General features: G+C 70.0%; 15 protein-coding genes. 6 read left to right on the top strand and 9 right to left on the bottom strand.

Annotated elements, in window-relative coordinates; genetic code table 11:
• Nucleotides 1-14: 14 nt before the first annotated feature.
• Complete coding sequence (locus AFR_RS27500; RefSeq protein WP_148308071.1) at nt 15-2,162, top strand: FUSC family protein; 2,148 nt, start codon at nt 15-17, stop codon at nt 2,160-2,162.
• 581 nt (nt 2,163-2,743) lie between these two features.
• Here AFR_RS27500 and AFR_RS27495 read toward each other — a convergent pair.
• The 7 genes from AFR_RS27495 to AFR_RS27465 all read right to left on the bottom strand — a co-directional run bounded on the left by AFR_RS27495 (nt 2,744) and on the right by AFR_RS27465 (nt 11,064).
• Nucleotides 2,744-3,787 carry a Gfo/Idh/MocA family protein gene (locus AFR_RS27495; RefSeq protein ID WP_023560075.1) on the bottom strand — a complete coding sequence of 348 codons (1,044 nt, stop codon included), beginning with the start codon at nt 3,785-3,787 and terminating at the stop codon, nt 2,744-2,746.
• Nucleotides 3,784-4,548, bottom strand: coding sequence for a ThuA domain-containing protein (locus AFR_RS27490; RefSeq protein ID WP_023560074.1), 765 nt, complete (start codon nt 4,546-4,548; stop codon nt 3,784-3,786). Before AFR_RS27490 ends, AFR_RS27495 begins: the two co-directional genes overlap by 4 nt.
• Before the next feature lie 10 nt (nt 4,549-4,558).
• Entirely contained in the window at nt 4,559-5,365 is an 807-nt protein-coding gene (locus tag AFR_RS27485; protein WP_023560073.1) for a carbohydrate ABC transporter permease, read from the bottom strand.
• Nucleotides 5,362-6,303, bottom strand: coding sequence for a carbohydrate ABC transporter permease (locus AFR_RS27480; RefSeq protein ID WP_023560072.1), 942 nt, complete (start codon nt 6,301-6,303; stop codon nt 5,362-5,364). Before AFR_RS27480 ends, AFR_RS27485 begins: the two co-directional genes overlap by 4 nt.
• Nucleotides 6,296-7,507: a sugar ABC transporter substrate-binding protein gene (locus AFR_RS27475; protein ID WP_023560071.1), complete on the bottom strand. Its 1,212-nt coding sequence runs from the start codon at nt 7,505-7,507 to the stop codon at nt 6,296-6,298. The genes AFR_RS27480 and AFR_RS27475 overlap by 8 nt, the downstream gene beginning before the upstream one ends.
• Before the next feature lie 80 nt (nt 7,508-7,587).
• Entirely contained in the window at nt 7,588-8,601 is a 1,014-nt protein-coding gene (locus AFR_RS27470; protein WP_023560070.1) for a LacI family DNA-binding transcriptional regulator, read from the bottom strand.
• An 870-nt stretch (nt 8,602-9,471) separates the two neighbouring features.
• On the bottom strand, nt 9,472-11,064 hold the full coding sequence (locus AFR_RS27465; RefSeq protein WP_023560069.1) for a sensor domain-containing diguanylate cyclase: 1,593 nt from the start codon (nt 11,062-11,064) through the stop codon (nt 9,472-9,474).
• Nucleotides 11,065-11,122: 58 nt separating this feature from the next.
• On the opposite strand from AFR_RS27465, the gene AFR_RS27460 reads away from it, so the two are divergent.
• Together AFR_RS27460 and AFR_RS27455 are read left to right on the top strand one after the other, a co-directional pair.
• Nucleotides 11,123-12,490: a UDP-glucose dehydrogenase family protein gene (locus AFR_RS27460; protein WP_023560068.1), complete on the top strand. Its 1,368-nt coding sequence runs from the start codon at nt 11,123-11,125 to the stop codon at nt 12,488-12,490.
• Nucleotides 12,491-12,504: 14 nt separating this feature from the next.
• A complete protein-coding gene (locus tag AFR_RS27455; protein ID WP_084298150.1) occupies nt 12,505-13,389 on the top strand; it encodes an aminoglycoside phosphotransferase family protein in 885 nt (294 codons plus the stop codon).
• 437 nt (nt 13,390-13,826) lie between these two features.
• Here the strand turns inward: AFR_RS27455 and AFR_RS27450 are convergent, their stop codons facing one another.
• Complete coding sequence (locus AFR_RS27450; protein ID WP_238547142.1) at nt 13,827-14,495, bottom strand: copper homeostasis protein CutC; 669 nt, start codon at nt 14,493-14,495, stop codon at nt 13,827-13,829.
• A 274-nt stretch (nt 14,496-14,769) separates the two neighbouring features.
• On the opposite strand from AFR_RS27450, the gene AFR_RS27445 reads away from it, so the two are divergent.
• Nucleotides 14,770-17,238 (top strand): LamG-like jellyroll fold domain-containing protein, encoded by a 2,469-nt coding sequence (locus AFR_RS27445; RefSeq protein ID WP_023560065.1) that lies wholly within the window; start codon nt 14,770-14,772, stop codon nt 17,236-17,238.
• 99 nt (nt 17,239-17,337) lie between these two features.
• Nucleotides 17,338-18,318, top strand: coding sequence for an endonuclease/exonuclease/phosphatase family protein (locus AFR_RS27440; RefSeq protein ID WP_023560064.1), 981 nt, complete (start codon nt 17,338-17,340; stop codon nt 18,316-18,318).
• 13 nt (nt 18,319-18,331) lie between these two features.
• On the opposite strand, the gene AFR_RS27435 is transcribed toward AFR_RS27440, so the two are convergent.
• Nucleotides 18,332-18,898: a TetR/AcrR family transcriptional regulator gene (locus AFR_RS27435; protein WP_023560063.1), complete on the bottom strand. Its 567-nt coding sequence runs from the start codon at nt 18,896-18,898 to the stop codon at nt 18,332-18,334.
• A gap of 82 nt (nt 18,899-18,980) precedes the next feature.
• Here AFR_RS27435 and AFR_RS27430 point away from each other — a divergent pair, with 82 nt between their 5' ends.
• On the top strand, nt 18,981-19,961 hold the full coding sequence (locus AFR_RS27430; protein WP_023560062.1) for a ketopantoate reductase family protein: 981 nt from the start codon (nt 18,981-18,983) through the stop codon (nt 19,959-19,961).
• Nucleotides 19,962-20,064 lie beyond the last annotated feature (103 nt).

Below are 20,064 nucleotides of genomic sequence, written 5' to 3'. Positions count from 1 at the left end.
GAAAGGTCACCGGCGTGAGGTGGTTGCGGCGGCATGACCCCGACCTGGTGGCCGTACGCCGTGCGGCCCGGGTGACGCTGGTCGCCTGTCTGGGGTTCTACTTCTGCCGGTACGTGCTCGGCAGCGCCGCGATGGCGCCGTACGCGCTCTTCGGTGCTGTTGCTCTCGGTGTGCTGTCGCAGATTCCCGGCAGTCCGCGGCGGCGGGCCCGGACGCTGCTCGCCGTGCTGCCGGTCTGCTGGCTGCTGGTCACGCTGGGCACGATGCTGTCGGTGTCGAACTGGGCGGCGGCCGCGGGGATGTTTGTCCTCGGGTTCGCGGTGACCTTCGCCGGGGTCGGTGGTCCGCGCCTGGTCGGGCTGGCTGCCGGCATGCAGCTGCTCTACATCCTGCCGTGCTTCCCGCCGTACGAGCCGGGGGAGCTGGGTCATCGGCTGGCCGGGGTCACCCTGGCGGTGCTCCTGCTGGCCGGGGCCGAGCTGGTGCTGTGGCCGGATCCCGCGCCCGTCGCGTACAGGAAAAAGCTCGGGGAGGCCGTCGGCACGCTGGCGCAGTGCCTGGACGCGATCGCGGACGCCTGGTCGGGTGACCCGTCGGGGCGGGACCGGCTGGCCGCGCTGCTGCCCGAGGCGACCGACGCGGCCGACGCGCTGCGGCCCTCGCGGCTGGCACCCATCGACCGGCCCGCGTCCGCCGGGCGTCGCGACCGCGCGCTGACCTCGGCCGCCGGTACAGCGCGGCTGGTGCTCGGCCGGGCCGTCGATCTCTACTTCCTCGACGATCACGACGCCTCGGATCTGCCCGCGGCGGCCGCGCTGCTGCGTCAGACGGCCTCGTGCGCGGCGGCGGCCGCCGACTGGTTGCAGGGTGAGGGCGAGGTGCCCGACACCGACCGGATCGCCGGCGCCATCGACGACTTCCGGGCGACCCGGGCCGCCACCGCGCCCGACGGCCTCCCGCCGGAGCGGCTGGCTCTCGGCGCGCTCGCGCTGAGTCTCGGGGAGTGGACCAAACACCTGGTCACGGCCCTGCGGATCGTTGCCGGCGCGCCGATTCCGGCCTCCTCACCGACCGGCCTTTTCTGGTACGCCTACCGCCGCACCCCGTGGCTCTGGCTGCACCGGCTGCGGGAGCACCTGACACCGCGGTCGGTGTACTTCCAGGGAGCTCTGCGCCTGGCGGCGGCGCTGGCCGTGGCGCGGTTGCTGGCCGGGGTGCTCGACCTGTCGCACGGCTTCTGGGTGCTGCTGACGATCCTCACCGTGCTCCGGACCTCCGCCGCCGAGACACGATCCGCGCTGCGACCGGCGCTGATCGGCACGGTGCTCGGCTCGGTCGCCGCCGCAGGGCTGCTGGTCTTCGGGACCGAGCCCACCGCGTACGCGATAGCCCTGCCCTTCGTGATGCTGGTCGGCTTCGCGGCGGGCCCGCTGCTGGGCCTCGGCTGGGCACAGGGGTTGTTCACCGTGGTCATCGCACTGGTCTTCGCCCAGGTCGCCCCGACGGACTGGCATCTCGCCGAAGCCCGCATCCTCGACGTGGCGGTCGGCGCGGCGATCGGCGTGCTGATCGGCCTCTTCGCGTGGCCGCGCGGTGGTGCGGGCGAGCTGCACCGGGCCACCGCCAACTTCCTGGCCGCGAGTGCGGCGGTCGTCCGCGAGACGGTCAGTGTCCTCGCGGACAACGCCGTCCGCGGTGACGCCCTCGACCGGGCGCGGGAGACCGGACGGCTGGCCGAAGCGTCCTTCGCGCTCTACCAGAGCGAACGCCACCCGGCCGCCGCGGTCGACTGGCAGGCCACGCTGGTCGCCGGTCACCACGCCGTTCGTGGCGCCGAGGCACTGCTGCGCACCTGCCCGACCGGTCGCCTGCTGCCGTGCGTGACCCCGCTGATGGTCTCGTCGGCCGACGTGGCGGCCCGCTTCGACCGGGTGGCCGAGGCACTACGCGAGCGTGACCGGGCGACGCTGCTCGGCGCGGCGCCCGACCCGCCGGTGCTGTCCTGGCCTACCGATCTGGGCCCGGATCTTTACCACCTGGCCGACCTGCGGGTGTGGCTCGACGGGCTCCGCGACGACTTGGGCCGGATTGCCGGTCTCCCCGAACACACCGGCGAGGTCAGCGACCTGCGGGTTCGCGCAGCCGGGCTGGCCTCAGGCTGAGCTGAACGATCGGTCGTGGTCGACTCGGCCCGGGCCGGCCCGCACGGCTTGAAGGCCCAACTTCAAGGAAGCCGGGCCTTGAAGGCGTTTGGACGCTGAGCTGAGCTGGTCCGCGTGGTCCTGGATCGGGTGTGGTGGCGTTGATGGCCCGACCTCAAGGAAGTTGGGCCTTTAGGCGGCGTTGATGTTGAGCTGAGCTGGTCCGCGTGGTCGTGGATCGGGTGTGGTGGCGTTGATGGCCCGACTTCAAGGAAGTTGGGCCTTTAGGCGGCGTTGATGTTGAGCTGAGCTGTCCGCGCGGTCGTGGATCGGGTGTGGTGGCGTTGATGGCCCAACTTCAAGGAAGTTGGGCCCTTAGGCGGCGTTGACGCCGAGCCGAGCCGGTCCGCCCGGCGGCGTACCGGGCCGTTGGCACTTGATGGCCCAATTTCCTTGAAGTGGGGCCATCACGAAGCGCCAAGCCGCGCCAAGCCGCTCCGCGCCGAGCCGCTCCGCCCGACGGCATTGGCACTTGAGAGCCCAACTTCAAGGAAGTCGGGCCTTCAAGCACCCCCAGCCAAGCCGACCCGCGCCCATAAGCCTCACCCGAGCGCAGCCCGCACGTCCGTCCACCCCTGCAAAACCTTCCTGACCTCAGGCCGCGTCTCGTCCCGCAGGGCCTCAGAATGGGCCTGGCTCAGCACATCGTCGATCATCACCGGGCGGCCCTCGGCGCTGGACCGCACAGCCGCCTCGACCATCGCGAGGCTCAGGACGTTCCCGTGGACCTCACCCATCGGCGTCTCCCCGGTCCGCAGCGCCTCCACGAAGACACTCAGCGCCCCGGCGATGCCGCTGGGTGCTTCGACGGCGGGTACGGACGGGCCGACCGGGTCGTGGTCGCCGTCCCAGAGCGCCGTGCCCTCCTGGCCGACGACCCGCCACGACCCGTTCCACGACGATTCCGGGCCTGGCGCGCACCAGCTGCCGTGATACACATACCGCGCGCCGCCGGTCATCTCGAACACGGCGGCCGCGCAGGCGTCGCCGGCGAACCAGCTCCACGACGGGTTCCAGGTCTGGCAGGAGACCTGGACCGGGTCGGCGCCGAGCAGGAACCGCGCCGAGTCGAACGCGTGGATCGCCATGTCGACGAGGAGCGGCTGGGCCATCTCCTCACGGAAGCCACCGAAGTGCGGCGCCCGGAAGAACTCCGTGCCGACCGTGGCGATCGGACCCAGACCGGCGGTCATGTCCCGCAGCGTGAAGAGCTGCGGATTCCAGCGCCGCGACTGGCTCACCATGAACAGCCGTCCGCCGGCCTCGGCCGCCGCCGTCAATGACAGCGCCCGCGCCACGGTGTCGGCCACCGGTTTTTCGCCGAGCACCGGGAAACCGGCGAAGAGCGCGGCGGTCGTCACGGCATGGTGCGCAGCCGGGACCGTCACGTTGATCACCGCATCCGCCCCTGCGCGCGCCGCCACGGAAACGACGTCCGTGCCGGTCGGGAGGCCGGGTGCCGCACGCCGGGCCGCGTCCAGGTCCAGGTCGACCACACCGGCCAGCTCCACGCCGGGGTTCTCGGCGATCGCCGAGAGCCAGGCCCGGCCCATGGCGCCCGCGCCGACCAGGACGACCCGGGTCATTCGATCGGCCCGGAGTAGGAACGTCCCTCGAAGAACTCGCCGGTGTCGTACCGCAGCAGCTCCGGCACCGCCCGGGCCGGCCGGTCGCTGCGGGCCCACTGCACGCCGTTCGCGATCACCCGGCGGATGTCCTTGTGGTGATAGACCGGGTAGTCCTGGTCGCCCGGCTTGAAATAGAAGATCTTCCCGTACCCGCGGCGCCACGTGCAGCCACTGCGGAACACCTCGCCGCCGCTGAACGAGCTGATGAAGATGAGCTCGTCCGGTGCCGGGATGTCGAAGTACTCGCCGTACATCTCGTCCTCGTCGACGACGATCGGGTGCGGCACACCCTGCGCGATCGGGTGCGACGGGTCGACCGTCCAGAGCAGCTCACGGTCGTGCTCGTTGCGCCAGCGCAGCGTGCACGTGGTGCCCATCAGCTTGCCGAAGATCTTCGACCAGTGCCCGGAGTGCAGCACCACCAGGCCCATGCCGGAGAGCACGTGCCGGTGCACCCGCTCGACGACCTCGTCGGCGACCTCGCCGTGGGCGGCGTGCCCCCACCACGTCAGCACGTCCGTCTGCGCCAGGACCTCCTCGGTCAGGCCGTGTTCCGGATCGTCCAGCGTCACTGTGCGTACGGTGGCGGCCTCGCCGAGGTTCTCGCGGATGCCCGCCGCGATCGTCTCGTGCATACCGTCCGGGTAGATCTTCGCGACGTGTTCCTCGACCTGCTCGTGGCGGTTCTCGCCCCACACGGTCACGCGGATCTCTGGCATGGGTGTCCCTTCACTTGACGGCCCCGCCGGTGGTGCCCGCGGCCACGTAGCGCTGGGCCACGAGCAGCAGGATCACCGCGGGGATGGAGGCCAGGACCGCCGTGGCCATCACGGCGGACCAGTCGTTCACGTACGTGCCGATGTACTGGTAGAGCCCGAGGGTGACCGGCCGGACCTCCTCGGTCGTGGTGAGTGTGAGCGCGAAGAGGAAGTCGCCCCACGTGAACAGGAAGGTGAAGAGCCCGGCGGTGATCAGCGCGTTCCGGCTCATCGGCAGCACGATCGACACGAACGCCCGGATCGGTCCCGCGCCGTCGGTCCGCGCGGCCTCCACGACGGACATCGGGATCCCGCCCATGAACGCCCGGACGATGAGGATCGCGAACGGGATCCCGGCCGTCGAGTCGGCCAGGATCAGCCCCGGGATCGAGTTCAGCAGCCCGAGATCGTTGTACGCGCTGTAGAGCGCGTTGGCGACCACGATCCCCGGCACCATCTGGCTGATCAGGATCCCGAACAGCACCCAGTTCGCGCCCCGGATCCTGAAGTGCGCCAGCGCGTACGCGGCCGGCGCGGCCACCAGCAGGCTGAACACCACACTCCCGAGCGACACGATCAGGCTGGTGACGAGGTTGCGGCCCTGCTGGTCGAGGGCGGTCGCGTACCCGTCGAAGCTGACGTCGAGCGGCAGCCACGGCACGTCCACGGCGGACCCGCCCGGCTGCAGCGACACGTTCACCATCCAGTAGACCGGGAACAGCAGTACGCCCAGGATCAGGACGCCTGCCACCGTGCTGCCCCACGCGCGGCGTCTCATTCGTCCACCGCCCGTCGTGTCGCCCGCAGGTACAGGACCGCGAACGCGAGCGAGATCAGGATCAGGACGTTGCCGACCGCGGCACCCTGACCGAAGTCGAACTCCTGGAACGACAGGTGGTACGACTGCGTGGCCAGCGTCTGTGTCGCGTTCGCCGGGCCGCCGTTGGTCAGCCCGAGGATGATGTCGAGCACCTTGACGGTGTAGACGACACCGAGCACGAGCACCACGCCGACCACCGGTCGCAGCAGTGGCCAGGTGATGTACCGGAACGCTCGCCGGCCCGTCGCGCCGTCGACCGCCGCGGCCTCGTACAGCTCGTCGGGGATGTCCTGCAGTCCGCCGTACAGGATCGTGGTGTTGAAGGGGATCCCGATCCAGATGTTGACGATGATCACGGCGATCAGCGCCAGGGACGTGCTGGTCAGCCAGCCTGGCCGGTCGGCGACGCCGGTGGCGCCGAGGAAACGGTTGAGGGCGCCGTTGTCCTGGTCGAGGATCCACCGCCACACCGCCCCGGAGACGATCAGCGGGATGAGCCATGGCAGCAGCAACAGCGACCGCAGCACACCGCCGAGCGGGAACCGGCGGTGGAAGAACACCGCCAGCGCCAGCCCGATCACGAACTGCCCGGCGATCGACCCGACGGTGAACAGCACCGTGTTGACCAGTGCCTTGTCGAAGACCGCCGAGCCCAGCGCCCGCGTGTAGTTGTCCAGCCCGACCCACGGCGCCTCACCGGTGTAGAACGTCGCCGTCGTGTAGCTCTGGAAACTCATCAGCACGTTCTTGGCCACCGGATAGCCGAAGAACAGCAGGAGATAGAGCACCGCCGGCACCAGGAACAGCACCTGCAGCAGTCGCTCCCGCGACCGGGCCGGGACGGGCTTTTCCTGTACGCCGGCCGGCCGCTCGCGCAGGAGGACCTGCTCAGCCATTCTGGGCCTGCTGCAACGCCTGTTGCGGCGCCGCGCCTCCGGTCAGCGCGGTCTGCACCCCGGTGTAGATCTTCGTCGCCGCCTTCGGCCAGTCGGCGCCGAGTTCACCGGTACGCGCCCGGGCGGTCTGCACCGCGGTCGTGAAGGCCTTCATGGACGGGTTCGCGGCGACGAACTGCTCGCCCAGCGCGGTCTTGGTCGGCACGGTCTGCCGCAGCTTGCCGAGCGAGAGCTGGCTGTCGTCGGCGTTGAGACACCCGACCACCTTCGCCGCCTTGGCCTGACGATCCTTCGACCCGGTCTGCGGGATCGTCCACGTCTCGCCGCCGAGCGGGGCGACCACGGTGCCACCCGCCTGCGGAGCCGGGATCGGCACGACGTCGTAGTGCAGCTTCGTGTCCTCGTTGAGCACCGGGAACTGCCACGGGCCGTTGACCATCATGGCCGCCTTGCCCGCCTTGAACTGGTCGTTCACGTCGGCCTGCGTCCAGTTGAGCACCGACCGCGACGCGGACTTGTCCCCGAGCAGATCGACCCACAGTTGCAACGCCTGCGCGACCTGCGGCGTCGCGATGTTCTTCTCGTCGCCACCGTTCGACCACATGAACGGCAGGAACTGCCAGGTGCCCTCGTAGTTGGCCGGGGCGGAGAACGCCACGCCGTACCGGTCACCCTTGGTCAGGGTCTTGGCGGCCGTCCGGAGCTCGGCCCACGTAGTCGGCGGCTGCACACCCGCCTCGGCCAGCAGATCCTTGTTGTAAAAGAGCCCGATCGTGTTGGTGACCGGCTGCAACCCGAAGAGCTTTCCCTGGTACGTGGAAGCGTCGACCACACCCTTCGCGTACCCGTCGGCGGAGAGCCCGAAGTCGGTCACCGGCGCGAGGGCCCCGGTGGCGGCGATCTGTTGCAGGTCGGGGTTGTCGATCATGAGCACGTCCGGCAACGTCCGCGACGAACTCTGCTGCAGCACCTTGGCGATGAGGTTGGCGCCGGGCACGGTCTCCCGCTCGATGGTGACGCCGTTCTGCTGCCCGCACTTCTCGAGCGCCTGCTGATAGACCGTCTTGTCGGGCTCGTTGTTGTAGTAGTCGAGAACGCGCAGCGTGCCGGAGTCACCGGAGTCGTCACTGCCGCCGCCGCCACAGGCAGCCGCGGCCAGCACGAGCGGGACGATCATCAGGGTGGCGAGGACGGGTCGGTGCATGGCTTGTCCCTTCTGTCGGGACCGTCGATACGTATCGACGAACGGAATGCCGGAGCGGTGCGTGGACGCCCCCAGGAGCGTCAGACGGCCAGGGTGGTCTGCCGTCGGGTCAGGCGGGGAGAGATGAGATCAACAGGATCGATCGGGACGGAGCTGTCGCGGTCGAGCAGCCGGAAGAGCGTGCGCATCGCCCGGCGTGAGACATCACGGGGTTCCAGAGAGACGTTCGTGACCGGCGGGGTGGTGGACTCGGCCAGCACGTCGGTGCAGAGCCCGACGACCGAGACGTCATGGCCGGGGATCAGCTTGCGTTCGGTCAGGATGTTGAGCACCGGTTGCACGGCCTCGGTGTTCGGCACGACCAGTCCGAGCCGCTCACCCCGCCGCGGCCGGCCGGCTGCGTCCAGCGCGGCGATGACGCCGGCCGGTCCGCGTTCGGGCAGCTCATGGAGCTCGTAGGGCAGCCCGTGCGCCCGCGCCGCCGCGTCGGTGCCGCTCCGGAAGCGGCGGATGAAGTTGAGATCGCGCGTGATGATGTCGGGCGGGTGGCCGATCACCACGATCCGGTCGTGGTTCGCGGCGAGGTGGTCCACCGCCAGCTTCCCGGCAAGTTCGAAGTCCATGTCGACGCACGGGAGGCCCAGGGGCTCCTCGGGAAGGCCGATCAGGATCACCGGTACGGTCAGCGCCGCAGCGACCGGGATACGGGCGTCGCGGGCCTCGATGTCGAGCAGAACGATCGCATCGCACAGCGAGCGGGACGCCAGCCGGGTCAGACCGGCGGACCCCTCGTCGCGGGTGACGAGCAGAACGTCGTGGTCCTGCTCCCGCGCAGCGTTCGCAATGGTCTCGATGAACGGGAGCAATCCCGAGGTGTCAGCGCCGGGGCCGAACGGCACGACAAGACCGATCACCTGCGTGCGCTGGCTCTTCAACGCCCGGGCGCCGGCATTGGGCTGGAAGGCCAGCTCCTCGATCGCGGCCTCGACCCGGCGGCGGGTCTCGGGGGAGATCGAACGGCGGCCGCTCATCACGTAGGACACCGTGCTCTGGGAGACGCCGGCGAGCCGGGCCACGTCCCTGCTGGTGACCATTCGGCTCACCTCCTGTCGATACGTATCGACCGTTTGGAGTGAGCGTAGTCACAGGCTTTCTTGATTTTCAAGAGCCGTCGCGAAACCTGCCCGAAATCTGGCAGATCCCGGACGGCAGTCCAGCCTTCGATGGCGTTGGGCAGGCCCGACTTCATTGATGTCGGGGCTTCAAGCGCGCCATGGCACCGGATCCGAGGCCGTCTCCCCGAGGGCGTCATGGCCGCGGGATTCCGTCCAGCCTGGCGCTCGCGCGGTCGGTCGGCGCAGCCCGGGCCCAACTTCAAGGAAGTTGGGCCTTTGCGGGGCCGGCCACCAGCCAGGTCGTTCGGGACGGCGCGGATGGGGGCGGGTTCGTGGGGGCCGCTTCGGCTGCGGGGTTTGTCGTGGCCGACGCTGCCGGGTCGGTCCAACTTCAAGGAAGTTGGGGCCTTCGCGAGGCTATTACCCAGGTCATTCGGGAAGGCGTGGATGGGGGCAGGTTCGTGGGGCCGCTTCGGCTGCGGGGTTCGTCGTGGCCGGCGCTGCCGGGCCCAACTCCAAGGAAGTTGGGGCCTTTGCGGCGTCATTACCCAGGTCGCTCGAGACGGCGTGGATGGGGGCAGGTTCGTGGTGCCGCTACGGCCGCCGGGTTCGTCGTGGTCAGCGCAGCCGGGACCGACTTCAACGAAGTTGGGCCTTCGCGCAGCCGGGACCGACTTCCTTGAAGTTGTGCCTTCGCACAGCCGGGACCGACTTCCTTGAAGTTGGGCCTTCGCGCTGCCGGGACCGACTTCAAGGAAGTTGGGCCTTCGCGTAGCCGGGCCAATACCCCAGGTCATCTGGAACCGGCGTGGGCCGGGGCAGATTCGGCGAGGTGAACGTGGCGCGGGCTCAGCCGCCGGCGATGCGGACGCCGCCGCCCTCGCGCTTGGCGCGGTACATGGCCGCGTCGGCGCCGCGCATCAGTGTTGTCATGTCGTCGGCGTCGGACGGGAACAGGGCGATGCCGATGCTCGCGCCGATCCGGATCTCCCGGCCGTCGATGTCGTACGGGTCGCACAGCCGCGCATGGAGGCGCGCCGCGATCGCCGAGGCTGTCCGCACGTCGGGGTTGCGCGCCAGCAGGACCGCGAATTCGTCGCCGCCGAGGCGGGCGACGACGTCGTGGTCGCGTACCACGGACTGGAGGCGGTGACCGACGGCTTGCAGGAGGAGGTCGCCGGCATGGTGGCCGACAGTGTCGTTGATCTTCTTGAAGCCGTCGAGGTCGAGCAGCAGCAGGGCCAGGCGGGCGCCGGTGGCCATGGCGATCTCGACCTCCTGTGAGGCGCGGTCCAGCAGCTGCGAGCGGTTGGGCAGCCCGGTGAGGCCGTCGTGGTACGCCTGCCGGGTCAGCTCGGTGACGTGCCGCCGCTCCGACTGGCGCAGGCGCGCGCTGTCGACGATCAGGGCGCCCTCCATCGCCACCTGGCGGGCCAGGGCCTGATCGCGGCCGGACCAGTGGCGGGTGCCGGAGTTGCCGCACATCACCATGCCGGCCGGGCCGGACGCCGACAGCAGGGGCATCGCGATGAACGAGCGCAGGTCGAGCGTCTCGACAAAACCGCCCGCGCGGATGCGGGTGCGCTCGACGTCGCCGACCAGGAGCGGGCCTTCGAGCTCGAGCATCGCCTGCCAGACCGGGGAATCGGCGGCGACCTTGCCGACGAGGTTGCGGGTGAGCTCCTCGCTCATCCGCTCGGTCATGCCGACACCGGTGGCGTACCGGATCCGGCCGTCGGGGCCGATCAGGTGCACCGCGGCGCGCTCGGTCCGGAACGCCTCGCCGGTCGCGGTGGCCAGCAGCCGGCCCGCGTCCTCGACGCTCATCGCCGAGGTGCCCTCCTCGAACAGCCGGCGGATCGTGGTGGCGGCGTGCGCGACGTGCTGGTGGTGGCGGTCCGCCTCGAGAACCTGCAGCGTGGAGGCGAGCTGAAGAGCGATGGTCCCCGCCACGTACGGCCGCAGCGCCGCCAGCGCCGACCCGGTCAGCACGAGTACCCCGAGAGTCCGGCCGCCGATACGCAGCCGCACGGCCGTACGGTGGCCGGCGACGACCGGGGGAGCACCCGCCGGGGCCCGGAACACCCGCCCGGCGACGGTGATGTCGTCACCGGCGACGTCACCGTGCGTGGCGTCAGGAGTCAGACTGCCGTCGTCGGGGTCGAGGGTGAAAACGGACGCGGCGCGCAGCCCGCAGGGGCCGGCCAGCCGCAGCGCGATGATCGACAACACGTGGGCGACCGAGGGGATGTCCCTGGTCATCACGTCGATGAGGTCGATGTGCAGCTGGATCTGATCGTCCCAGACGACAGCGGGCGGCGACTGGGGCGCGACAACGCCCGCTGTACGCACATCGTTGCCCACGGTCACGGCGTGACAGATCGGCAGTGACGCGACTCGCCTGAGGATCCCGGCGATGACGGTGCACGAGACCTGACGCATTACGGTGCAGCCACCGGGTACATGCGGAACCGGTCACGAGGTGAAGGAGAGTGCGGGCATGAGGGTGTGCGTCGTCGGAACCGGTTACGTGGGTCTCACCACCGGTGTCAGCCTGGCCTTTCTCGGCCACGACGTCACCTGCGTCGACCTCGATCAGGCCAAGGTCGACCTGCTCGCCGGGGGCCGGTCGCCGATCTACGAGCCGCACATGGACGCGCTGCTGGCCGACTCCGCCGAACGGATGACGTTCACCACGGACTACAGCATCGCCGTGCCGGACGCCGACGTGGTGTTCATCGCCGTGCAGACCCCGTCGCTGCCCGACGGCAACCCCGACCTGAAATATCTGCGCTCGGCCGCGGAGAGCGTCGGCAAGCACATCAGCGGCGAGTTCACCGTCGTGATCAACAAGTCGACCGTGCCGATCGGCAGCAGCAACTGGGTCGACTCGATCCTGCGGGAGTCCTTCGAACGCACCCACGAGCGGCGCAGCGACGGCGAGTTCTCCGTCGCATCGAATCCGGAGTTCCTGCGCCAGGGCGCGGCGATCCAGGACACGCTCTACCCGGATCGGATCGTGGTCGGCTCGGACAACCCGCGCAGCCTGGACGTCCTCAACCGGCTCTACCGCGAGATCCTCAACCAGACCTTCACCCCGCCGACGTACCTGCCGCGCCCGGGCGAGCTCGGCGCGGTGCCCATGGTCTCCACGGACCTCGCGTCGGCCGAGCTGATCAAGTACGCCGCGAACGCGTTCCTGGCCCTGAAGATCAGCTTCGCGAACGAGATCGGACAGCTGGCCGGCAAGGTCGGCGCGGACATCTCGCAGGTCACCCGCGGCATCGGCCTCGACACCCGCATCGGGCCGCGCTTCCTGCAGCCCGGCATCGGCTGGGGCGGCTCCTGCTTCGGCAAGGACACGGCCGCGCTGATCGCCACCGCCGCCGACTACCACCACTCGATGCCGATCGTCACCGCCGCCCGCGAGGTCAACCAGCTCCAGCGCCGCCTCGTGGTCGACCGCCTCCTCGACGAGCTGCGCATCCTCAAGGGCCGCCGGATCGGCCTGCTCGGTCTCGCGTTCAAGCCCAACACCGACGACATGCGCGATGCCCCGGCCCTGGACATCGCCCGCATGCTCATCGACCGGGGAGCCCGCGTACGCCTGCACGACCCCGTCGCCGCGGAACGCTTCCGCCGCGAACAGCCGGACCTGGTCCCGCACCTGGCCGACGAGGTCGAGGACGTCTTCGACGACAGCGACGCCGTCGTGCTGGTCACCGAGTGGTCGCAGTACCTCGACCTCGACTGGGCGAAGCTGGCGTCGCTCATGCGTACCCCGGTGATCCTGGACGGCAGGCACTGCCTCGACCCGCAGCGTCTCACCAAGCTGGGCTACCGCTACCTTTCGCTCACCGGCAGGTAGATCTGATCGTGCAGATGCATGCCGGGCAGCTCGACGTGCCCGGGGAAACGGTCCGGCGCCTCGTGGACGCGCAGTTCCCGCAGTGGCGGGGGCTGCCCGTTCGTCCGGTCGCCTCGGAGGGCACGGTCAACGCGATCTTCCGCGTGGGTGACGGCCTCACCGCGCGGTTCCCGCTGGTGCCCGGCGACCCGGGCGAGATCCGGGCCGATCTGGAAGCCGAGGCGGCGGCCGCCGGGCTGCTGGCCGGCCGCACCCGGTTCCCGACACCCGAGCCCGTCGCGATCGGGGAGCCCGGCGCCGGCTATCCGCTGCCGTGGTCGGTGCAGACCTGGATCTCCGGCACGGTGGCCACCGCGAGCGACCCCGGCAAGTCGGCGAAGTTCGCGTCCGACCTGGCCGAGTTCATCCGCGGCGTCCGCGCGATCGGCACCGGCGGGCGGACGTTCTCCGGCCGCGGTCGCGGCGGCGACCTCCGAGCCCACGCCGAGGGAACGGAGACCGACCTGCGCAACAGCGAAGGCCTCCTCGACGTGCCCCGGCTGCGGGGGCTCTGGCTCGACTTGATCTCGCTACCGCGGCGCAGTCCCGACGTTATGAACCACGGCGACCTCATGCCCGGCAACGTCCTGGTGTCCGGCGGCGGGCTGGCCGGTGTGCTCGACGTCGGCGGTCTCGGACCCGCGGACCCGGCCCTCGATCTTGTCGGCGCCTGGCACCTGCTGGAGAGCGGGCCGCGGCAGGTGCTGCGTGACGAGCTCGGCTGCGACGACCTGGAGTGGGAACGGGGGCGGGCTTGGGCGCTCGAGCAGTCGCTGGGGCTGGTCGCGTATTACGCCGAGACCAACCCGGGGATGAGCCGGATCGGTCGTCGCACGCTCGACCGGCTCCTGGCCGCCTGACCGGCCGTCGGGGTGACGCTCGGTTCGGCCAGGCCAACTTCCTTGAAGTTGGGGCTACGAACGGACCTCGGTGTGATGCCCGGCGCGTCGGCGCGCTGACGCCCGGCGGGTAGGCCCAACTTCCGTGAAATTGGGGCTACAACGGCTCTGGGCGTGATGGCCGGCGCGCGGACTCCTGGCTGGGTAGGCCCTACTTCGGCGAAGTTGGGGCGACAGCGGACCGGGGCGTGATGCCCGGAGCGCCGGGCGCTGACGCCTGGCTGGGTAGGCCCGACTTCGCTGAAGTTGGGCCTGCAACGGACCTGGGCGTGATGCTCTGGCCAGGCGCGCTGCCGCTTGGTTGGCGGGCAGGCCCAACTTCGCTGAAGTTGGGCCTGCAACGGACCTCGGCGCGATGCCCCGCCCGCCGGTCACTCCAACCCCGCGGCCGACCCGAACTACGACAGGGCAGATCGCCACGCACGGACGAGATCCGCGTCCACCGGCGCGTCCCAGCGACCATCCGGCCGCACGGCACTCCCGGTATGGAACGCATCCACCCCCGCCGCCCGCAACGGCGCAACGTGGTGCGGGCGCAGACCCCCACCAGCCAGAACGCGCGGCGTGGAGTGCGCCTCGGAGATCAGAACGGGCAAACCCTCGGCGACGGTGGCGGGCCCGCCGGCCGTCAGCACGGTGTCCAGCCCAGGAAGCCCTTCGAGGGCCCGGCGAGCGGCGCCGCGGTCAGCCGTATGGTCCAGCGCCCGGTGGAACGTCCAGCGGCACCCCTCGATCGCCCCCAGGACCGCCTTGACGGCCACGAGATCTACGGCGGCGTGCGAGTCGAGGAAGCCCAGAACGAACTCGTCGGCTCCGGCAGCGCGCAGGGCGGTCGCGGCTTCGACCAGGGCTTCTGCGTTGCTCAGGGCGTACCCGTCCTGGGAGCGCAGCATGACGCGGACCGGGATGTCGACCGCTTCCCGGACCGAGGCGAAGGTTGCGAGGTCCGGGGTGAGGCCCTGCCGGCGCATGTCGGTGACCAGTTCGATCCGGTCGGCGCCCCCTGCACGGGCAGCCCGCGCATCGACGGCGTTCAACGAGATGACTTCCAAGATCGATTCTGGCACGGCCGCATCGTCGCACATCCGGCTGAACGGGCTGCCTGATCCGCTGCGCGTCCATGGTGGAAAGTGTCTGACCATCGAGGTTCTTCGCTCGAAACCTTGACGTGATCTGAGCAATCTTGTTGAAATGTGTTTGCTCCTGGGTGGTCCCACCAGCGCTTCCTGTGATGTTCGTCGTCCACGGTGGAGCGCCGATCGGTGCTGCCCGCGTTCTTTCCCCACCGAGAGGACCAAACGCGTGACCACACCCTGGACCTTGAGACGGAGAGTCACGACAGTGGCGGCCGTCACTCTTCTTGCCGTCGGCACCGCGGGAGCGGCGGGCGCCGCGCCGGCGCCCGAGGCCGGCCCCGCCTGGCACAAGGGCATTCCGCCCATCGCGACCCCCTGGACGGCCGAGGTCGGCCCCGACAACGCGCTGCCCGAATATCCCCGTCCGCAGCTGGTCCGCAGCCGCTGGCAAAATCTGAACGGCGTGTGGGAGTTCGGCAAGGCCGCGGTCGACCAGGCGCCGCCCGTCGGGCAGGAGCTCGGCGAGCGGGTGCTGGTGCCGTACCCGATCGAGTCGGCGCTCTCCGGCATCCAGCGCCGCGAGGACCGGATGTTCTACCGGCGCACGTTCACCGTGCCCACCGACTGGAAGGTCGGCAAGGGGCAGCGACTGGTGCTGCACTTCGGCGCGGTCGACTACGACGCCAAGGTGTGGGTCAACGGCACCCAGGTCGCGACGCACCGTGGTGGGTACGACGGCTTTGACATCGATGTCACCGATGCGCTCAAGGGCAAGGGCCCGCAGGAGCTGATCGTCTGGGCCGAGGATCTCACCGATGCCACCGGCCAGCCGATCGGCAAGCAGCGCCGTGTGTCCGACCGTGGCATCTTCTACCAGGGCAGTTCCGGCATCTGGCGCACGGTCTGGATGGAGCCGGTCGCGGTCTCCAGCATCTCGTCGCTGACGACGACGCCGGACGTCGGCGCTTCCCAGCTCAAGATCAAGGTCAACACCGTCCGCGGCGACGGGCTGACGGTCCGGGCCGTTGCGCGCAGCAACGGCAAGGTGGTCGGCAGGGTCACCGGAGCTGCCGGTACGGATCTCAAGCTGCCCGTTCCGAACGCCAAACTGTGGTCGCCGGACTCCCCGTTCCTGTACGACCTCGAGGTCACCCTGCTCAGCGGCAAGAAGAGCCTCGACACCGTGCAGTCGTACTTCGGTATGCGCGAGATCGGCACCAAGAAGGGCGCCGACGGCAAGCTGCGGATCGCCCTCAACGGCAAGATCCTGTTCAACATGTCGACGCTCGACCAGGGCTTCTGGCCGGACGGCCTGAACACCGCGCCGACCGACGCGGGCCTGAAGTTCGACCTGCAGCAGCACAAGGACATGGGCTTCAACGCCGTCCGCAAGCACATCAAGGTCGAGCCCGACCGCTGGTACTACTGGGCCGACAAGCTGGGCCTGCTGGTCTGGCAGGACATGCCCGCCGCGAACACCGGCCCGATCCCGGAGCCGTGGCGTGACCAGTTCGAGTCCGAGCTGCACGAGATGGTCAAGGAACACGCGAGCTGGACGTCGATCATCGCCTGGGTGCCCTTCAACGAGGGCTGGGGCGAGTGGGACCGCACGGCCACCGGCCGCATCGCCGACGACGTCAAGAAGCAGGACCCGAGCCGGCTCGTGAACGCCCACAGCGGCGTGAACTGCTGCAACTCCAAGGGTGACTCGGGCAAGGGCGACGTCATCGACTTCCATCAGTACCTCGGCCCGGCGTCACCGGCGCCCGACGCGACCCGGGTGTCGATCGACGGCGAGCACGGCGGGTACGGCCTCAAGGTCTCCAACCACATGTGGTTCGGCGACGGCCAGGCGTACGAGATGACACCCGACTCGGCCACCCTGACCCGCAAGTACGTCGAGAACCAGCGGGCGGTCCTCACGGCGGCGCAGTCGTGCGGCATCAGCGCGGCGATCTACACGCAGATCACCGACGTCGAGGGGGAGCTCAACGGCTTCTGGACCTACGACCGGCAGGTCGCCAAGATGGACTTCACCCAGGTCCGGGCGATCAACCAGGAGATCATCGCCAAGGCCGACGGCACCGCGACGAACGTCCCGCAGCCGCCGGCCGGCACTCCCGGCCTGACCGGCATCGCGTTCTACCCGCTCGACGGCACGACCGAGGACGCCGCGGGTGACCACGACGCCACGCTGGTCGGCGGTCCGGCGTACGTCGCGGCCAAGAACGGCCAGGGTGTCGACGTCAACGGCTCCACGCAGTTCATCGACACGGGCGCGCCGGTGCTCAACACGGCCTCGGACTACACCGCCTCCGCGTGGGTGAAGCTCGACAAGGCCGACGGCGCGTTCCAGACGATCGTCAGCCAGGACGGGGCCAGCAACAGCGACTTCTTCCTGCAGTATTCGGGCGCCGACCAGCGCTTCGCGATGAGCTTCACGGGTGTGCGGGCACTGGGCCCGAGCAAGCCGGAGGTCGGCCGCTGGTACCACGTGACCGGTGTGCGCGACAGCGTGGCGGGTGAGCTGCGGCTCTACGTCGACGGTGAACTCGCCGGCCGGACCGGCGCCTGCCTCCCGCAGGCCGCCCCGACGGGCAACACGGTGATCGGCCGCGGCAAGTACGGCGGCAACTCGGTCGACTACCTGGACGGCACCGTCGACCAGGTCCACCTCTACGACCGGGCGCTGTCCGCGACGGAGATCAAGGCCCTGTTCGACTCGGGCCAGTAGTCCCTGCGGTCCTGCAGCGGACCCCGTTCGGCCAGGTCCGCTGCAGGATCAAGGACACAACCACTTCCCCGGTACGCCGGCAGCCCTAGCGTCGGCGGCATGGCAGAGCTGCGTATCGCCACGTTCAATCTGGAGAACTTCGACGAGACGGCCGCCGGCGATCGGCCCAGCCTCGCCGAGCGGGTGGCGCTGATGCGGCCGCAGATCGTCCGGCTGCGTGCCACCGTCGCGTGTTTCCAGGAAGTCCACGGGCAGGAACGGCCCGGGCAGCCGCGCGGCCTGCACGCCTTGAAGGAGCTGCTCGCCGGCACCGAGCTGGCCGGTGCCGAGCTGGTCAGCACCAAGCCCAAGGACGACGGCGTCTTCAACGAGCGCAACCTGGTCGTCGCCACCCACCTGCCGGTGCAGTCCCGCCGCCAGCTGCGCAACGAGCTCGTGTCGGCGCCGACGTACCGGCGGCTGACCGCGATCCCCGCCGACCAGTTCCCGATCGAGGTCGGTGTCGAACGCCCGATCCTGCACGTCGGCCTCGCCCTCGCCGGCGGGACACTGCACGTGATCAACGTGCACCTGAAGTCGAAGATCCCCACGCCGATCCCCGGCCAGGCCGTCGACACCTTCACCTGGCGCAGCGCCGACGCGTGGGCCGAGGGTGTGTTCCTCTCCTCGATGAAACGCATGGCCCAGGCCCTCGAGGTGCGCCGGCTCGTCGACCAGATCCTCGACGCCGACCCGGACGCCCGGATCGTGGTCGCGGGTGACTTCAACGCCACCCCCGACGAGATCCCGGTCCTGGCCATCCGTGGACGCGTCGAGGACACCGGCAACGGTGATCTCGCCGGCCGGATCCTGGTGCCGATCGAGCACACGGTCCCCGAGCCGAGCCGCTACACGCTGTTCCACCAGGGCCGCGGCGAGATGCTCGACCACATGCTGGTCACGCGCAACCTCCTCGCGTACTACCGCGGCTCGGAGATCCACAACGAGACGCTGCACGACGAGTCGGCCTCGTTCGCCACCGACAGCAAGTTCCCCGAGTCCGACCACGCCCCGGTCGTCGCCACGTTCGACCTGCCCTGAGACCGGGCCCCGGTCAGGCCGTCCGGGGACGGAGACCGTCGATGACCACGGTGATGGCACCGTCGGCGTCGGTTCGGCACTCAGGGTCATAGGCCGTGCAGACGCCGTGCAGAGACATCATGACGGCGCCCGCGCCCACATCGTCGCGGAGCGTTCCGGCCCGGGCGCCGGCGGCCAGGAGATCGGTGACCACCTGGCCGAGCGCCCGGGTGCCCTCGGCCAGAGCGCTCGTGCGGGTGGCCATGAGTGTCGCCATGGTCCGGGCCAGGCCCTCGTTGGAGTACAGGTGGTCCACAAATCCGTGCAGGAAGGCGGCCAGCGCCTCGTCGGCGGGCAGGCTGGCCTGCAGGTCGCGGGCGCGGTCGCACATCGAGACGAGTTCTTCCCGGTAGACCGCCTCGGCCAGGGCCTCGCGGGTGGGGAAGTGGCGGTACAGCGTCCCGGTGCCCACGCCGGCCAGCTTGGCGAAGTCGTCGAAGCGCAGATCGAAGCAGCCGCCGGCGAAGAGCTCGCGGGCCTTGGCCAGCAGGGCGTCGCGATTACGGCGCGCGTCGGCACGCAACGGCTTGACCTCTGTCACGCCGTACCTCCTTGACAAGTGGAGACTGTCTCCATATTTTCTAAGTGGAGATGATCTCCGATTGTAGACCACGAGGTGCCGTGTGAAGATCTTGATGTTCGGCCGGGGCGTTATCGGCGCAATGTACGGCTGGGCCCTGGAACGGGCCGGGCACCACGTCGAGTTCTTCGTCCGCCCGGGCCGGGCCGCGGAGTACGGCGGAACGATCGACCTCGAGGTGCTCGACGCCCGGCGCCGGCCGTGGGGAAAGCGCGTCACCGAGAGCTGGCCGGTGACGTACCGCGAAACGCTCGAACCGGACCACGACTTCGACCTGATCGTGCTGAGCGTGCAGCACTACAACTTCGCGGAGGCCGCGGCCTTCCTCGGTCCGCGCGCCAGTGGCGCCACGGTGCTCGTCTTCAACAACCTGTGGGTCGAGCCGCTGACCGCCACGGAAGCCCTCCCCGCCGACCAGGTGGCCTGGGGTTTCCCCGGAGCCGGCGGCGGCTTCGGCGACGACGGCGTGCTGCGCGGCTCGCTGCTCCCCGTGGTCTTCTTCGGCACCCTCGACCGTCCGCAGACCGCACGCGAGCAGGCCGTACGCCAGGTGTTCCGTGAGGCAGGGTTCAGAATCACGGAGAGCTCCGACTTCCGTGGCTGGCTGTCGATCCACTTCGTCCAGAACGCAGGCCTGCACACCCAGAGCCTGAAGCGGGGCTCACTGTCGGGGCTGACGCCCGGCGACGTCCGCGAGGCGCTCCTCGCCACCCGCGAGCTGCTGGCGCTCGTCGAGGCGCGCGGTGTCGACCTGCGACGGCATCGCGGCGAGTTGATGCCGTTCAAGGCGCCCGTCCGGCTGGCGGCACCGGCCATGGCGTGGTTCTTCAAGCACTTCCCGCCGATGCGCGTCGTGATGGAGGCCCACGCCAACCCCGAGGAGCTGCGCGCGGTCTGCCGCGACACTCTGGCCGAAGCGCGCCGGCTCGGCGTGGAGGTGCCCCGGCTGGAGGCGGCCGAGCCGTACTTCGACGCTCAGCGCCACGGGTCGGCGGGGCGGCAGCCCGGCCCCGCCTTGCCGTAGATCACGGTGCCCGCCGGGTCGGTGCAGCAGTCGTCCCGCCCGGCCGACGGGCGGCGGCCGATCTCGAGTCCGGCGCGGTCGTAGCTGACCAGCTCGGCCTTTC

The organism is Amorphoplanes friuliensis DSM 7358 (genome assembly GCF_000494755.1).
Taxonomy (GTDB): Bacteria; Actinomycetota; Actinomycetes; order Mycobacteriales; family Micromonosporaceae; genus Actinoplanes; species Actinoplanes friuliensis.
This window is presented reverse-complemented; position numbering and strand designations above follow the sequence as displayed.

Bases quoted from the DNA above. Each gene is read 5' to 3' on its own strand.
- AFR_RS27495 (WP_023560075.1), bottom strand. From the start codon at position 3,787: ATGACCCGGGTCGTCCTGGTCGGCGCGGGCGCCATGGGCCGGGCCTGG.
- AFR_RS27475 (WP_023560071.1), bottom strand. From the start codon at position 7,507: ATGCACCGACCCGTCCTCGCCACCCTGATGATCGTCCCGCTCGTGCTG.
- AFR_RS27455 (WP_084298150.1), top strand. From the start codon at position 12,505: ATGCATGCCGGGCAGCTCGACGTGCCCGGGGAAACGGTCCGGCGCCTC.
- AFR_RS27490 (WP_023560074.1), bottom strand. From the start codon at position 4,548: ATGCCAGAGATCCGCGTGACCGTGTGGGGCGAGAACCGCCACGAGCAG.
- AFR_RS27470 (WP_023560070.1), bottom strand. From the start codon at position 8,601: ATGGTCACCAGCAGGGACGTGGCCCGGCTCGCCGGCGTCTCCCAGAGC.
- AFR_RS27460 (WP_023560068.1), top strand. From the start codon at position 11,123: ATGAGGGTGTGCGTCGTCGGAACCGGTTACGTGGGTCTCACCACCGGT.
- AFR_RS27465 (WP_023560069.1), bottom strand. From the start codon at position 11,064: ATGCGTCAGGTCTCGTGCACCGTCATCGCCGGGATCCTCAGGCGAGTC.
- AFR_RS27440 (WP_023560064.1), top strand. From the start codon at position 17,338: ATGGCAGAGCTGCGTATCGCCACGTTCAATCTGGAGAACTTCGACGAG.
- AFR_RS27485 (WP_023560073.1), bottom strand. From the start codon at position 5,365: ATGAGACGCCGCGCGTGGGGCAGCACGGTGGCAGGCGTCCTGATCCTG.
- AFR_RS27480 (WP_023560072.1), bottom strand. From the start codon at position 6,303: ATGGCTGAGCAGGTCCTCCTGCGCGAGCGGCCGGCCGGCGTACAGGAA.